Genomic DNA, 15393 nt, shown 5'->3' with positions numbered 1-15393 from the left:
CGCCCGTAATAGGCGGTCTTTTCTTATATGTATACTACTTGCTTATTCTACGCTTCCTTTTTCTTATTTTCTTTCCAGCTTTTCCTTGTAATCTCGATAATCTCCATCAATAGTTCCCATAATATTTTCTTTACTTTATCATTACTCAATATCTTATTAAGTAATTTAAAAATAAAGCTCGTTATTTTCTTTAACATTATTTCTCCCACCATTTCTCTTTTAACATACTTGATGCTAATTTTCGCATAAATTTGCTGTCACTATGTGAAGAAATATCTTCTAATAATTTAATAGCTATTTGCTCATTTGATTGTTTTTCATCTATATCTAACATTTGTTCCACTTTCTTTGAAAGTTCCACTGTATCTACACTGATTCCCTTTTCAACTGCTTCTATAATTGACTGATCCATAGGTAACTTAGATTCTGCTTTAGCTAATTCTAATGCTGTGTTAGAAACTCGCTTCTCAAAGTTCCTCTGAATTAATTGCAGTTCATTTTGAGTATTATTATCTGACATTTTCATTTACCTCCCTTAAATTCATATATTAACATAATATCATTAAAATGTATTTTATACTAACCTAGTAAATGGTGAACAAAAACCAAAAGTAACCGCCCTCACAGGCGGTTTTATTATACGCAACTATACCGTTAACCCTCCAACTCCGCACCCATTTCGTTCAATACGTGCTCCTTCAGATACAAAAACGCTGCTACCTCTCCCTTCGTCATTCCCCTTTGCGAACACATGCCGTCCAATAATAACCACTCCGTATCACCTACAAAATTCCGAAAGTGCTTCCTATCTTCTTCAAGTACTAGCATCGTTTCTAATTCTTCCAGATCTACTATCGCTCGTTTTCTACCTAATTCGTCCACATAAAACACCGATACCGTATCGATTGCTCGATAGATTTCGAAAGTAAATACGTTATTGCCTCGCTTTACGTCCGCATGATACCACATTAACTCCTGTCCATCTGATATCGATATTTTGTATAAACTTGACGGTAAGTTCCTCATTACTACGTCTCCTTTTACGTTATTTGCTTACGTGTAAAATTTTAACAGTTAGATATTAACGGAATATTAAGCTGACGTGAAGCTTCGGTATAGATTTACGCATTAGCCACTGTATTCCACATTTTAAAGCCGTTTTCCCTAGAGAATTATCAGCGAAATTGAGTACGTATATCCTACGTACTATAAATACATTCAAAACTACTCCTATCTCGTAAAACATAGAGTATTATCTAGTAAATTAGACCCGAAGTTTTAAATTTTGCACGGATTTTCCAGGCACCTGGCGAAACAAAACTCCGAAAACCTCCCCGCCCCCCAAAATAAAAAAGCCGGTATTATTTTACCGACTATAATTTAAACGTTTTTAATTTATCTTCGATTTGTTCTTCCGTAATTCCAATATATCGTAGCGTTATCGAAGGATGACTGTGATTTAATATCTTTTGCAACTCTGCGACGTCCTTATGTTGCTTGTAATACCAATATCCGAACGACTTCCTTAACGAATGATTACCAACGCTTTCTACTCCTGCAAAGTCTGCGGCTTTATTTAGCTGACGATACGCCTGCGTTGGCGAGATCGCTTTGTCTCCCTTGCGAGATGGAAACAACCACTCGCTATCGACTGTAGCTACATACTCTTGTACCTCATCGTATATAGAGTCCAGGTATATAGTACGTTTCTTTTGGGTCTTGCCTTCCTTAACGATTGCCTTACGCTTCCCTTTTACATCCGATACCTTTAGCTTCAATAGATCACCGACACGTAATCCTGTATTAATACCGATCAAGAATAATATGTAATCTCTTTCACTACAATGTCTGCGTAAACTCCACTTCATGTTATCGATCTGTTCTAAATCTCGAATAGGTTGTACGTCCTTCAATTGATTCATGCGAAATACCCCTTTCACGAAGACAGTAATATCAATGTTTTGAATGTACGATTTTTTAAGATAAGTCTATTTTATCGCCAATATCTCACAACGTCAATAGAATAAACGAAATGAATGTACGTTTTTATGTAGAATCATACATTTGAAATAAGACCCGAAGTTTTCGAGTCACGTCTCCGTCGGAGGGGCGAAGCTGGTCTAATCGGAAAATTTCGGAACGTTACAAAACAAGTTTCTTCTAATATATGCACCGTAAAATCAACTCTTCCGAAAGTTCCAGTCGGCTACCTGTAAGACAGCGGTGACTGCCGAAATGTAAACCGATGTAAACTCCCGAATCCATTTCCTACTATATATAGCGAAAAATAGGACGCTTTACATGTGCGGTAAAAGTTTCGGAAGGGTTGCGTGTAACGAGCGGAAAGCTGACGAAATGGGAAGCGTTGGGAAGTCATTATTACGGTTGCTTCTATATATACGAAGGAAAATCTTCACTTCCCATCGTTAGGATATTACGCGGATTACGATGCACGGTTTCCGTGCGTGACGTGCGTTCAACTGTTAAAATGTATTATAAAGATATACAAACCTCTCGAGAATGAAGGTAGATAAGGAGTATGTTATGGCGAAAAAATACTATGAATTTATGAGTGACTTGTCTTCAAAGGAATTGTATGAAGGTCTTTTAGGGCACGGGTTGTTTAGTAACAAATTACCACCATTTTTAACCTCAAAAGGATTTCTTGATTATTGTAATAAACATGAGCCGGAATTTACTAACACTAAGAAGGAACAGTCATATATCTTTTATGAAAACATGAGAAATATAAACATACCTCGTCCTTTAGGGATACCTACTCCAATGTCCTATCAACGCCTTTGTTTGCATTTAGAACGTAACTGGAATGAAATATTAGAGCATTTTAAAAATAAAACTCAGGATGAAGAGTATAAGATGAGTCGGATTCATATTAGAAAAATGAAAGGTCATCCTAAGATTTTTAAGATGAATTATAGTGACTTTAAAAATGACGGAACACCAGAACCTGACTTATTAATAGGTAAAAGATATCAAGTAAATGCTGATATATCTACTTGCTTTCCTAGTATGTACTCTCATTCAATTACATGGGCGCTTGTAGGGAAAGAAACAGCAAAGCAAACTAAAAATAATCGTGATTTATGGTATAACCAATTAGATTATTATGTTCGAAATACGAAGAATGGTGAAACAAATGGATTATTAATTGGTCCGGATGCTTCGAATTTACTATCAGAAATAATATTAACTTCTATTGATTACGAACTTCGTAAACTAGGATGGGAATATGTAAGAAATATCGATGACTACACCTGCTATGTTACCAACTATGAAGAAGGTCAGCAATTTTTAGTACAATTATCAGAGCGGCTTCGGGCGTATGATTTAATACTTAACCATAAGAAAACCCGAATCAGACCATTACCTCTTGCTTCTGTTGAACATTGGGTCAGGAAGTTAGGTGCTTATGCCAATTTTAATGGGAGGGAGATAGTTAACTTTAAAGATGTTAGGGGTTATTTAGATTTATCAATACAATTAATGCAGGAAAATAGTAATAACTCTGCTATATTAAATTTTGCAATTAAAGTCCTATCAAAGAAAAAAATGACTACCCAGGCTATCGAGTATCTTGTTAAAACTATTTTTCATCTTGCGATTATATACCCTTATTTGATTCCTTTGCTAGAAGAAAATATATTTAACGTGTTTCAAGTAGAAAGTAAAATGATTAGTGAATTTTCAGCATTGATTTATACAGAGGGTATGAAGAATAACAATTTTGAAGCAGTATCTTATGCCATTTATTATGCACTCAAGTATCGGTTTGTTATCGAAAAATTGGATTTTACCGAAATAAGAAAGAGTAATCATTGTATTCTACTATTACTAGCTTTTTTATATTGTAAGCATCATAATTTCTCAAAAGAGATGAAAGAGTTTAAAAAGGTGGCGAGGGGTTTAAGTACAGATGAAGAAGACTTTAATCGGAATTGGTTATTTGTATATGAAGTCTTACCGAAAACGCTTTTAAAGAGTGATTGGAAAAAACTCAAAGAAAATGAGGTAACGTTTGTAATGGGTTTCAAATGAAATGCGTTAGGAAATAACTGCATTATGGTAGAAGAACTCACCGCATAATACATTGAAGGAAGATAAATAGAGACCGTCAGGAATGACGGTTTTTCTTATTTTATCTTCCTTACGAATCGTTTCTTTCCGTTCTACTTCTCCTATTCTTTCGATAATACCTTTAATACATAACTTATTACACAAGTACTGATCGATAAAGAAGAGAAGCCTTAATTGTATTGACTTTTATAAGTGCTCCAGGGGAAATTACGTTTCAAAGTAAATAAACCTATTAAATTATGTTTTTTATGGTAAAACGCCCAAATAAATGTAGCCTTGAACTCTATAAATCGGTATAATGGAATCATGATTTAACGACAAAAAGCCCACTACGTATTGGTAGTACGTAATAAGCTCATCGTCGTAAGAAAGGCGGTGAGAGAATGGATTTACAAACAGTTATCGCTTTGTGTGCAGTTTTAACTGTGGTCTTTACTGTAGTATTTGGAATTCTTAATCTACTAGTAAACATTCTCACCAAAAAGTAGTATTTATTATTTTTAGCTTCTCAGTGTTGGTAGCACCGAGGAGCTTTTTCTATTATTTATGGTTTTTAAAATACGGAGTAAACACATCGTTTACTTTACGGGCATAAATTGCCTTCGTTTTTAACTTAATAGCAAAGTTTCCTCTCAGGAAACCTATAAGTAAAAAAAAATAATACGATTCACTTTAACGAAATCCATCTAAAGTTTACTCTAAGTAGCCTTCTATTGAAAAAAAATATTCCGTATAATCCGTAAAAGTTCTCATTTTGCGAACATCTAGCCTAAAAAAATTTTCCTTCAAGGAAAGTTAACGTAAAGTCAAAGTGATACTTTTTGTATCCTTATAGCAACATTATACTTGACTAAAAGTCAACTTACAATAGATTGTACGTATTTTACATATGCTTTTTACCAATTCGCATATACGTTTTGCCAATTAGTATATACGTTCTTACGGATTGTAAAACAATCCTTTTCGCTTTCTGAACAATAATTATCTTTTTTTATTATTTGTTCGGATTAAATACCACACAAACATCTCATACTCACCCAAATATCTCATCCAGCTTATCTGCGACCTCGCGCTGCATTGTCGGAAGCACATGACTATAGGTATTCAAAGTAGTTTGAATATCGGTGTGGCCAAGCCGTTCTGATATCAGTTTTACATTTACATTCTGTTGTATTAGCATGGTTGCGTGCGTATGACGTAAGTCGTGGAAGCGTATCTTTGGTAAACCGAGTTTCTCCGTTAGGTTATAAAACTCTTTTCGAAGATTTCGAGGAATCATCGGCCGACCGTTACGCGTACATATTACTAAGCCATGATCCCGATAATCTCGTTGATAGTATTTCTTCTCTTCAATTATTCGTTTTTGGTGCATTTTTAGTTCTTCTATTAGTTTCGCTGGAAAATGTACATTGCGTACACTCGCGTTATTTTTAGCACCAGACTTAATTTTAGCGGTCTGGGTTAACGTTTGTCTTACGTATATGATTTGATTCTGAAAATCGATGTCAGTCCAACGCAACCCCATAATCTCACCTTGTCTCATACCTGTTAATAATGCAATTACGAATACAATATAACATCTAGTAAGTCGGTGAACTTTCTTCGACTCATCAATAAAATAGTTAACTTGTTCTAAGCTCCATACGTTTATTTCTGGCTTTTTTCTCATTTTCGGTAGCGTAATCCCTATCGTTGGATTATCTCTAATCAATTTTAAAATTTTTGCTTTTCGCAACGAAGCACTAATTATTCGATAAACAAGATGAACTGTTGCTGGCGAATAACCTACATCAATAACTAAATCGTTAACAAACTTTTGCATATGTATCGGTTCAATCTGCCTTAATTGAAAATGCCCTATCCTCGGTTTAATTACGTTTTCTAAATACATTTTGTGAATCTCGTAAGTAGTCTCCTGTAAATGAAATGATCGCTCTTTCATCCACTCGTCCACAAAAGTAGCGTACGATAGTTTCGATAAGTCCGAATGCTCACCGCCTAACATTTCCGCTTTTAACTTCACCATAGCATCGTGGGCTTCACGTCTCGTTTTGAATCCCCTTCTACGGATTTGCCTCCGCTTCCCAGTCATCGGATCTCTTGTAATATCGAAACCAAACATCCATTTTCCTGTCGCTTTATCTTTCCTTACTGAACCACCCATAATTATTGATTCCCTTCGTTATATATTTCGTATTTTCTTCTTGACTTGATCACTCTGTCCTTCATCATGGGATGAGGGTAAGGAAAACGGCTAGGACAGAGGACGTCTACCTTACATCGCTAAAACAAATAGTTAAAGCGACATAAAGTAGACGTTCATTGTCACTTCTCATGGTCTATCGGATTAAGGTTTCCGTGTAGTGTACACCCTGTTGGAACGTCGGTTTTCACCCACAACGAACTTTTTACAAGTAATGCTTGTCCTACTTGCAGAAAGACTTAGGGAAGGAATCGTACTACTGACGTTATCCTTAATTACTCGTAACCTAATTACGCCTTTCCATGATCGTCGCTACCCGTGCCGTAACACGCCAAGCAACCGTCCAGACCTTTTTATGGCAGTCCTCGCCTAGACTAGACACAAACGGCAACAGGGAACGTTTATAACGTGTCTACGCTGTTTTATATGCATCGGCACAGCTAACCTTTTACGTGTTTAAATTAACGACCTGGTACGGCTTCCACGTCGTGACTAACCCGATAGTTAGCTAAAAAAGACAATACTTAAGAACCCTTGCATCCTCGAATTTTTTTCGATAAAATGAAGGTAACGAATATCGGATTGAGTCCGTTATTTAGTTATATGCGAATGTTTTGAGTCTCCAGTTGGCGCTGGGGACTTTTTCTTTTTATCTCGTTCTTTTTAGTTTGGTTAACGGTGAATACTCATCGTGACTTTTTCTCATTTCTTTAACATCCATTTGTATATAGCGTCTCATCGTCCGAATATCCGCCCATCCACCAATCTTTTGTAATGTGAAAACATCACATCCGTTTAGTATCATGTTTTTAGCCCATGTGTGACGATATACGTGCGCGGATACTTTCTTCCCTTTCACTCCTGCTTTATCTGCATAATGCTTCAATCGTTTATTAAAATGAATGGTAGTCAATGGATCACCGTAACTTGTTAAGAATATCAAATCGCTTTTAAAATTAGCTTTGTTTTCATTTACGAGTTGTAAAACTAACTTAGTAACATGTGTAGAAATCGGTACTAAACGTGGCTTCCTATTTTTACTTCTATCCGGTGAAATTGTTATAAAACGTGATTGAAAGTCAATATCTGTAATACGTAAACTAACAAGCTCTCGAATCCTTAAACCGGAATCAAGTAGCAGATTAATTGCTACAAAATCCCGAAATCCTACGAAATCTCGTAAGTTAGGTTGCTGTAATATTGCTTTAACTTCTTCGTCCTCTAAACAATTCGTTAAATCGATATCTTGTCTTAACAATTTAACTCTTTCCATCGGGTTTACTTGAATAATTTCTTCTCTTTGCAAATGATTAAAAATCGATCGTAACGTCCTAAGGTTTATATTTATCGTTGTATCTGCTAAGCCGACTTTTTTATTATCCGTGTGTATTAATTTATGAGTGTCATATCGCCTTTTATCGTGCTTCATGTAATTGATATACTCTCGAAAGACTTCCGTTGTTAATTCATCGATATACTCCACTTCGTAACTAGCAAATAACCAATCAGTGAAATACCGCCACATTTTGATATAATCCTTTATAGTCCTTTCCCTACACCCTTCTGCACGCTTGCCTGAGATAGCAAGGTCAAGCGCTTGTTGAATTGTTAGCTTAGGGTATTTTTTTCCGTCATTAGATATCTTCGTAATCCTTTTTCTTTTTTTTAGCGACAAAATAAACGACCTCCCTAACGATATAAATTCATCGCTAAGAATGTCGTTATCCATAACCGTTTATTGAACAATTTAGTATTGTTTTCATCCCCTGAATACGCTTGTTTTTATACGCTCACTCTACCGTTATCCACAACTCTTTTCCCATCTTTCCGTTTTCCAAAACCGCTACAATCCAGTAGCTGGACGAATTTATAAGCGATTAGGATTTAAAGACATTGGGATGTGGACGATGTATCGATAAGTTTAAAAGCCGATTCTAAAAATCGGCTTTTAAACTAAATAATATGCTCCGTTTTCCAATAAAGGCTTTGTAATTTCAATTGCTTTTTCTATGCTTAACTGGCAATTTTCTCTTGTTCCTTCAAAAAGCGATTGTGCAGCACAATTTAATATTTGCTCCGTTTCGTTCTCACTCGCCTTCGTGATCATTCTTTTCTCCCTCCAGCTCTCCAATCGGCATTAAAATACCATTTTCAAGATTGTCTGCCTCAATCACAATTGCCATAAGTCCATTTTCCGTATTTGTTTCATGAAACTCTCCCTTTTCCCAAGAAACAGCTTGCCCTGCTTTTACTTTCACTTTTTCTTTGTCTGCACCGCAAACAAACCCTTCTCCTTCTACGATAAGAAGCAGTTGAGGTACAACTGCTTCATGATATCCAATACTTCCCTTCGCTTGTAAATGCATGCAACCAATATGTATATTCCCTTGATGTTTTAGTATTTTTGACATAACAAAATCAGATTGAAATATCGATATGTGATTCCCTACTTTTTCACTGAAATCAAATATTTTCATTCATTATCCCCCTTATATGTATAAGACCATCCTCATTGTTTGCAGCATACATCTTTCTTCACTTCTTTGTTACATGTAACGCTTCGCTTCCCATTCTTCACGAATCATCCCCATACGGATCGAATCATAATATGTACCGTTATAATAGCGACATTTCCGCATTCTTCCTTCTAACTGCATACCGATTTTTTCCGCGACTTTCATCATTCGTTCATTTCCAGACCAAGTTGTTAATCCAACTCTACCAATCTCCATATTTTCAAATAGCAAGTCTCTATACAATCGTAAAACTTCTGTACCGTAACCGCCATTCCAATATGCTGGGTCATAAATAACAATGCCCATCTCTAGCCAACGCGTCGGCTTATGTTCCCAATAAAAACTTACCGTTCCGATTATTTCACCTTCATTTTCAACAATAAGCTGGGATAATGGTTCTTCTTTTAATCGTAATTGTAAGTTTTCTTTGTACACCGAATACTCTTGAATAGAAAACGGAAAGTATGGTGCATCCCATTTCTTCCATTCTGGATTTTCTTCCTTAAATACGAGATCCCATAATAGCTTTATATCACTCTCTTCAATTGTGCGAATCGTAATTTTATTCCCCTTTAACATGACTTTTTGCATAAGCTCCTCCTATACATTTTGTTATTTAATATATACAATTATAATATTTTTTCTGAAAAATCAAAACAAAAACCTTAATTGTATTGTATAATTTTGTAAGAAAATCTAATATTTCATAAATATTTAAATCATCACTTTTTTAGTATGTAGAAAGCAGGTGAAACGATGAAAAATCCTTTCGGCATTATCCTCTTACTTATTATTATCGCAACAAACATCGCTTTATATTTCTTTTTACCTTCAGACATTGTAACGAAGTGGGACTTTAATGGAAACCCCACTTCATCTATGGATAAGAGTACTTTTATCATTATTAATTTAATATTATGTTCTTTTTTAGCCTTTCTATTTTGGTGTTTTTCGCAAGCAATGGAAAATCCAAAATTCTTTTTATGGATGGGAAATACAATGCTACTTTTTTTATTTTTTACAGACATTATGATTGCATTGATCGCCCTTGGCTTCCCTATCCCACTTGAAACTCTTGTCTTTTTCGCAGTAGGTTTACTTCTTATATTAACCGGCTACTTCAGCTCAAAAATTGATGCTACAAAATCAACTGTATCATTTCAATGGAATCATAAACATCTTGAGAGGAAAGCAACAAAAATTTGTAGCGTATCGCTTATAATAGCTGGTATTTTCATTTGCCTTCTTCCCTTAACTATTCCCGCTCCATATAGGGAATACGGTATCCTTGTAATCATTTTAGGTATGACTATAGTTATAATACCTAGCACTATATATTTACTTATACAAGATCAAAAACAATCTTCTAAACTTTAATTTTTGTACGTAATTAAGGTGGCAATTATCGGGGGGCAAGTTCCAAAAATGTACCAACGTTTTCAAGAAGAAAATGAGCTAATAAAAAATAGGAGGATCTCCCTCCTATTTTTTATTAGCTAAACACCTTTAACTCCTTCTCACTTCATTTAAGAAGACCTTTCTTAATCCAGCCTTCCAAACCATCTTTTTTTATTAAATCATATCCTGTACAGCTGTCATCAATAAGAGAAACAATATCACCTTTCCTTACACTTATTTGCGCACAAGAAATATCTGTTCGAGCAGTAAAATCACCTGATTCATTTTGCTTTATATATTCGTTTTTAACATATAATAGTTTATTTGTTTCTATTTGTTTGCATATGGTAAAATCATCATTTTTTTCAACTGGTACAATATGATAATACGGATACGTAACTCCGCCTTGCATCATTAATTTTGCATTAAAATTTTCTAGCACTTCATAATGCGGAAAGTGATCTACATATGTATACGAAAATACATCTTTAGGAATTGATCTATGAATGATAAATGCGTTTAATTGTCCCGTTTCTTTAATAGAATTTCCGCCATCAATAGCAATTATTTTTTTGTTTTCATTGATAACCGGATTATTAGATGGCGCCTCGTCAGAATAATTAACAACAGGCCAATGCCCAACTATTACATATTTATTTGTACGATGGGCTTTATTTAAAAACGCTGGCATTGCAATCGCATTTTTTCGTTCTGTCTTCTTCCAATCTTCTATATCCTCAAGTCCTGCGTGCACAAAAATATAGTCCTCTGTTTCAATAGCAGTTGGCAATTCTGTAAGCCACTTAATTTCTTCTGAAAAGTGACTCGTTAATATACCTTTTACTTCACGAATATCCGTCTCTTCATTAATATGAAAACCTAATTGATCCAGCCATTCATTAAATATAGAATGCTTTCGCGTACATAAATAGTTGATTAATCCAGGATTTTCATTTAAGAGAGCTTCAACTAACGCTTCACAATTTCCTTCAATAACATGAACATTTGAATTATGAGCTGCAAGTTCCATTACATAGTTTACAACACCTATACTATTTCTCCCTTTTTCACAAAGATCACCATTAATGATTACATAATCTTCTGTACTAAAATGAACTTTACTTAACAGTGCCTTAAAAAGATCTAATTCCCCATGAATATCAGAAATAACGATGACTCTTACATCGTGTGGAATTGATAGTTTCTTTATTTTTTCCAAGATAGACGCCCCTTTTTTCAAACATTATCCACATTAAATATTGCCATTTCATAGTAAACTATTCGACAAAATATTTGATTACACCTTTTTGGGAACTTATTTACTATATATACATCAATTAAAAAACTGACATAAAACCCCTCTTTTTAGGTGGGAGAGAGGATCTGGCCATGCATAGAAGCGGTCAGGGCCTTTCTTACGATTAGTCAAGTAGTTTTATAAGAAATGATTAGAGGTACTGAATTTGAATTTGGAGGAAGGGGGTACCCCCTTCCTCCAAATTCAAATTTTCGCATATCAAATAGACCTAACGATTTCCTTTTTTCGCAAGGTCTATTTATGATATACTAGTTTCACACGATTACGAAGGTGTTGAAGCGATTTCGTAATCGTAGGGTATATTGTGTGTAATAAGATGAAATGCCACTTTCAATAGCTTATTCACACATACAATGGATGCAACTTTATGACATTTGTTATAAGGTTGCATTTTTAATTTATCATAGTAATCCACAAAATGATTGTTCCCAAAACGTCGTTGGCGAATCATATTTTGTATCGTAAAATAAAGGATTTTACGTAAATGGCTATTGCCACGCTTATTTATTTTATCCCTATAAAACAACGTACCCGATTGAAAACGTCTGATATCGATGCCTGCGTAGGCATTCAGTTGCTTATGATTATCGAATCGGCTTATATCACCTATTTCTCCAATCAAACGAACAGCTGTATTTTCACCTATGCCAGGGATACTTGTTAATATTTGACATTCACTTCGTTCTTTTGAGAGCACGACCATCCGTTCGATTAATTCCCCTCGTTTTCTCAAAATGGCTAAGTATCTTTTCGCATAATCTTTTAACTGTTCGCATTGAATATCATTTTGATTCACAGCTGGATAGGAATCCTGTGCGGCTTCTATTAACTGAATTGCTTTTTTCTCCGCTGTTTTAGGAGCTAATTTTTTGTCCGTATTGGCGAGTAATCGATTGCGAACAACAGTTTTAGAAAGCTGTTTGACGCAATCCACATGAGGGAATAGCTGTAAAATATTTAAAAATAGTTCGGACTTTTGTGTGAAAAGCGATTCCAATTCCGGGAAAGTCAGTTGTAGTAACGTATGCATTCGGCCTCAAATTACCTTTAGTTCTTCATCTAAATCATGATAGTATCGTGAAAGTGCACGCATTTGATCGAAGTAATTGTTCTGTGTTTTTTTCACTCTTCGTTTGGTATTGAAATGACTTTGGGCCAAACGGTGGGCATCACTTTTATCGGTTTTATACATGCGCATAGAAGCTGTTTGAAGCTTTGACTCGAGCGGATTTAATAGACAGTATGAAAAACCATTATCATTCATAAATCGCTCTAATTGCCTGGAATATACACCTGTTGCTTCAAATACGATGGAGGGAACTTGACCGTCATTTCGCACTAAAGTAACAATTTGTTCGTATAACTTTTTGAAATGTGTTTGATTATGAAAAATCTCACCCTCAAAAATACAAGATTGTGCTGAACCATAAATAGCCATATAACTTTTCCCCATACTGACATCGAAAGCAATCACGCTTTGCATAAGTATACCTCCTCATTTTATTGTAGAAGTCTTCACATCACCTTATCGATTCCTTTTTCTTACACGATCTTAAGGATCCAACATACTGAAACTGATTCTTATAAGGACAGTGAAGTATGTCAGTTTTTCATACGAACTCGAGGTTCTGGGCCTGACTCGACCTATTCTTCACTTCTACTATAAAAAAATAGTAGCACAGACCATGGCCGTGGTCTGTGCTACTAATCTTAGTATGTTTTTCTGCCACATACGAAGTAAAAACAGAACGAGTGTAGGTTACTTTTTTATTCTGCATACCAGAGATTTAGATGTCGAAAAATTAAAATGGATTTATCTACAACATAAAAAGCAGATTCTATACCTTATTACATGTAGAATCTACTTTTTTCCTTATCTATTATAATTCTTTATGAAAAGAATAACTTACCTTGTCATATCCTTCTCTTTCATAAAATCGATGCGCGTCAACTCTCGAAAACGCGGATGTCAGAACGATAGAACTGCACCCTTTTTCTATCCCCCATTTCTCTATATATAACAAAAGAACCTTTCCATATCCTTTTGATCGATGTGATTCCGCCGTTACAAGATCATAAACAAAAACATGTTTTTTATTATAAAAGTTCGTACAAACTGCTACACCAGCAAGACTAACAACTTCATCTTCGTTATTACATAATGAAAACAGTTTGTAATTCTCTTCTTTCATTTGTTGGAATAAAGAACTTACCTCTTCTTTTGAAAGCGCAGTTCGTAATTGTTGCAAAACAGGTAATACCTCATGTAACTGTGCTTCTGTTTTCACTTCTCTAATATTCATTATACTCTCCCCTAACTATTTATAAAATTTTCTAAATGTTATATCATCATTGTAAGTAGAAACTGCCTTTTGCTTAAGTGACAGTTTATCTATTTTTTATAAGGTCAGTTAGGGAGGTGAACTGTATACGATGGATTTTACGATTCCGTTACAATTAAAGAGCACAACACCCATTTATATACAAATTTACGACCATATAAAACGAGAAATATTGAAGGGAATGCTTCCTGCTGGAACTCGTCTTCCCTCGCACAGAAACTTAGCATCACAACTTAACGTTAGCCGTATTACAGTTGAATCTGCTTATCAACAATTATCTGCAGAAGGATACGTAGAAAGTAAACCGAAGCGCGGTATATTCGTTGCAAAAGTTGATATCGATGTGATTCCAATTGAACAAAATAGCTTGTCGTACGAAACTAGCAAACGAAAAGAGGAACAATACGATTTCGATTGTAGTCAAGGGATAATTGATCAAACAGCTTTTCCGATTTCAAACTGGAAAAGAGCATTACAAGAAACCTTACTCCAATACGAAAACCATTTATTTTCTAGAGAAGATCCACAAGGTGAATTCATTCTTCGAGAGCATATTTCAAAATATTTATATCATGCTCGCGGCGTAAACTCTTCACCTGATCAAATTATTATTGGGGCTGGTACACAACCTCTTCTTTGGCTGCTTCTTCAACTACTTGGTCCTACAAAGGTATACGGGATCGAAAACCCTGGATTTCATCGCGTAAATGCGATTGTTAAAAGCTGCGGGCTCCCAATTCATCCTATTCCATTAGATGAAAAAGGAATTGATATTTCAGCTTTACGTAAATCACATACAAACGTAGCATATGTCACTCCATCGCATCAATTTCCGTACGGAATGATCATGCCTTTATCTAGAAGACTTGAATTATTAAAATGGGCCAATGATTGTGGCGGCTATATTATTGAAGATGATTATGATGGAGAATTTCGCTACGTAGGAAAACCCATTCCCTCCTTACAAGGACTCGATTCGAATGAACGTGTTATTTATATGGGAACTTTCTCAAAGTGCTTTTTACCCTCTTTACGAATGGGATATATCGTATTACCAAATCATCTGTTACAAGCGTATAAAGAACTCGGGGGCATCTTTAAACAAACTGTTTCAACGATGCAACAACTTGCTTTTGCCACCTTTATTCAAAAAGGAGACTGGGATCGGCATATAAATCGAATTCGTACGTTATATAAAAGAAAACACATCGCGTTAGTTACATCCATCACGAGTGAAATGGGGACTCGCGTTAATATACTCGGGGAACAATCAGGACTTCATATCGTACTGCATGTTCATAACGGCATGACCGAACAAGCACTTATTGACGCTGCCGCAACAAAACGAATCAAACTGTATCCTCTTTCTATATACGATTCCGTGCATGATTTACGAAAGGAATCATATGTATTACTCGGCTTCGGCGGTATTCAAGAAAATTGTATTGAAACTGTTGTAAAATTACTGAAAGAAGCTTGGTTTCCAAACTAAAAGTAGCTCCGCGCAATTATAATTGCGTG

The 15393-nt window shown here is 35.3% G+C and carries 13 protein-coding genes and 2 pseudogenes; 3 read left to right on the top strand and 12 right to left on the bottom strand.

The genetic code is table 11. The annotated features are described in order from the left end of the window. Positions 1–47: 47 nt before the first annotated feature. The 4 genes from COO03_RS27270 to COO03_RS24760 form a co-directional block, all read right to left on the bottom strand. A complete protein-coding gene (locus COO03_RS27270; RefSeq protein ID WP_154724618.1) occupies positions 48–197 on the bottom strand; it encodes a hypothetical protein in 150 nt (49 codons plus the stop codon). Next, the gene (locus tag COO03_RS24770) at positions 197–520 is read right to left on the bottom strand and encodes a hypothetical protein (RefSeq protein ID WP_097899618.1); all 324 of its coding nucleotides are present in this window, start codon (positions 518–520) and stop codon (positions 197–199) included. The genes COO03_RS27270 and COO03_RS24770 overlap by 1 nt, the downstream gene beginning before the upstream one ends. 134 nt (positions 521–654) lie before the next feature. Further along, positions 655–1026, bottom strand: coding sequence for a hypothetical protein (locus tag COO03_RS24765; protein WP_176524438.1), 372 nt, complete (start codon positions 1024–1026; stop codon positions 655–657). 347 nt (positions 1027–1373) lie between these two features. Continuing rightward, positions 1374–1922, bottom strand: coding sequence for a tyrosine-type recombinase/integrase (locus tag COO03_RS24760; protein ID WP_097899617.1), 549 nt, complete (start codon positions 1920–1922; stop codon positions 1374–1376). Positions 1923–2544: 622 nt separating this feature from the next. On the opposite strand from COO03_RS24760, the gene COO03_RS24755 reads away from it, so the two are divergent. Then, entirely contained in the window at positions 2545–4056 is a 1512-nt protein-coding gene (locus COO03_RS24755) for an RNA-directed DNA polymerase (protein WP_097899616.1), read from the top strand. Between the two features lie 1072 nt (positions 4057–5128). Here the strand turns inward: COO03_RS24755 and COO03_RS24750 are convergent. From COO03_RS24750 to COO03_RS24725, 5 genes and pseudogenes are all read right to left on the bottom strand, one after another. Further along, on the bottom strand, positions 5129–6259 hold the full coding sequence (locus COO03_RS24750) for a site-specific integrase (protein WP_097899615.1): 1131 nt from the start codon (positions 6257–6259) through the stop codon (positions 5129–5131). Between the two features lie 688 nt (positions 6260–6947). After that, on the bottom strand, positions 6948–7973 hold the full coding sequence (locus COO03_RS24745; protein ID WP_097899614.1) for a tyrosine-type recombinase/integrase: 1026 nt from the start codon (positions 7971–7973) through the stop codon (positions 6948–6950). Between the two features lie 276 nt (positions 7974–8249). After that, a pseudogene (locus COO03_RS24735) lies at positions 8250–8405 on the bottom strand (GNAT family N-acetyltransferase); the annotation flags it as partial. Further along, positions 8386–8775 carry a cupin gene (locus COO03_RS24730; RefSeq protein ID WP_097899613.1) on the bottom strand — a complete coding sequence of 130 codons (390 nt, stop codon included), beginning with the start codon at positions 8773–8775 and terminating at the stop codon, positions 8386–8388. The gene COO03_RS24730 and the pseudogene COO03_RS24735, both read right to left, overlap by 20 nt. A gap of 69 nt (positions 8776–8844) precedes the next feature. After that, positions 8845–9405 carry a GNAT family N-acetyltransferase gene (locus COO03_RS24725; RefSeq protein WP_097899612.1) on the bottom strand — a complete coding sequence of 187 codons (561 nt, stop codon included), beginning with the start codon at positions 9403–9405 and terminating at the stop codon, positions 8845–8847. Between the two features lie 165 nt (positions 9406–9570). Here COO03_RS24725 and COO03_RS24720 point away from each other — a divergent pair, with 165 nt between their 5' ends. Beyond that, on the top strand, positions 9571–10191 hold the full coding sequence (locus tag COO03_RS24720; RefSeq protein ID WP_097899611.1) for a DUF1648 domain-containing protein: 621 nt from the start codon (positions 9571–9573) through the stop codon (positions 10189–10191). 145 nt (positions 10192–10336) lie between these two features. On the opposite strand, the gene COO03_RS24715 is transcribed toward COO03_RS24720, so the two are convergent. The 3 genes and pseudogenes from COO03_RS24715 to COO03_RS24705 all read right to left on the bottom strand — a co-directional run bounded on the left by COO03_RS24715 (position 10337) and on the right by COO03_RS24705 (position 13833). After that, positions 10337–11431: a metallophosphoesterase gene (locus tag COO03_RS24715; protein WP_141523282.1), complete on the bottom strand. Its 1095-nt coding sequence runs from the start codon at positions 11429–11431 to the stop codon at positions 10337–10339. Between the two features lie 361 nt (positions 11432–11792). Further along, positions 11793–13013: pseudogene (locus COO03_RS24710) on the bottom strand (IS110 family transposase). A 397-nt stretch (positions 13014–13410) separates the two neighbouring features. Continuing rightward, the gene (locus COO03_RS24705) at positions 13411–13833 is read right to left on the bottom strand and encodes a GNAT family N-acetyltransferase (protein ID WP_097899609.1); all 423 of its coding nucleotides are present in this window, start codon (positions 13831–13833) and stop codon (positions 13411–13413) included. A gap of 130 nt (positions 13834–13963) precedes the next feature. Between COO03_RS24705 and pdxR the strand changes: the two genes are divergently transcribed. Then, the gene (gene pdxR / locus COO03_RS24700; protein WP_097899608.1) at positions 13964–15364 is read left to right on the top strand and encodes a MocR-like pyridoxine biosynthesis transcription factor PdxR; all 1401 of its coding nucleotides are present in this window, start codon (positions 13964–13966) and stop codon (positions 15362–15364) included. Positions 15365–15393 lie beyond the last annotated feature (29 nt).

The sequence above is a fragment of the Bacillus sp. AFS098217 genome, from assembly GCF_002551815.1.
Taxonomy (GTDB): domain Bacteria; phylum Bacillota; class Bacilli; order Bacillales; family Bacillaceae_G; genus Bacillus_A.
The sequence above is the reverse complement of the archived record's forward strand: the minus strand, read 5'-3'. Positions and strand labels throughout refer to the sequence as shown.

Bases quoted from the DNA above. Each gene is read 5' to 3' on its own strand.
- pdxR (WP_097899608.1), top strand. From the start codon at position 13,964: ATGGATTTTACGATTCCGTTACAATTAAAGAGCACAACACCCATTTAT.
- COO03_RS27270 (WP_154724618.1), bottom strand. From the start codon at position 197: ATGTTAAAGAAAATAACGAGCTTTATTTTTAAATTACTTAATAAGATA.
- COO03_RS24725 (WP_097899612.1), bottom strand. From the start codon at position 9,405: ATGCAAAAAGTCATGTTAAAGGGGAATAAAATTACGATTCGCACAATT.
- COO03_RS24720 (WP_097899611.1), top strand. From the start codon at position 9,571: ATGAAAAATCCTTTCGGCATTATCCTCTTACTTATTATTATCGCAACA.
- COO03_RS24730 (WP_097899613.1), bottom strand. From the start codon at position 8,775: ATGAAAATATTTGATTTCAGTGAAAAAGTAGGGAATCACATATCGATA.
- COO03_RS24765 (WP_176524438.1), bottom strand. From the start codon at position 1,026: ATGAGGAACTTACCGTCAAGTTTATACAAAATATCGATATCAGATGGA.
- COO03_RS24770 (WP_097899618.1), bottom strand. From the start codon at position 520: ATGTCAGATAATAATACTCAAAATGAACTGCAATTAATTCAGAGGAAC.
- COO03_RS24750 (WP_097899615.1), bottom strand. From the start codon at position 6,259: ATGGGTGGTTCAGTAAGGAAAGATAAAGCGACAGGAAAATGGATGTTT.
- COO03_RS24755 (WP_097899616.1), top strand. From the start codon at position 2,545: ATGGCGAAAAAATACTATGAATTTATGAGTGACTTGTCTTCAAAGGAA.
- COO03_RS24760 (WP_097899617.1), bottom strand. From the start codon at position 1,922: ATGAATCAATTGAAGGACGTACAACCTATTCGAGATTTAGAACAGATC.
- COO03_RS24705 (WP_097899609.1), bottom strand. From the start codon at position 13,833: ATGAATATTAGAGAAGTGAAAACAGAAGCACAGTTACATGAGGTATTA.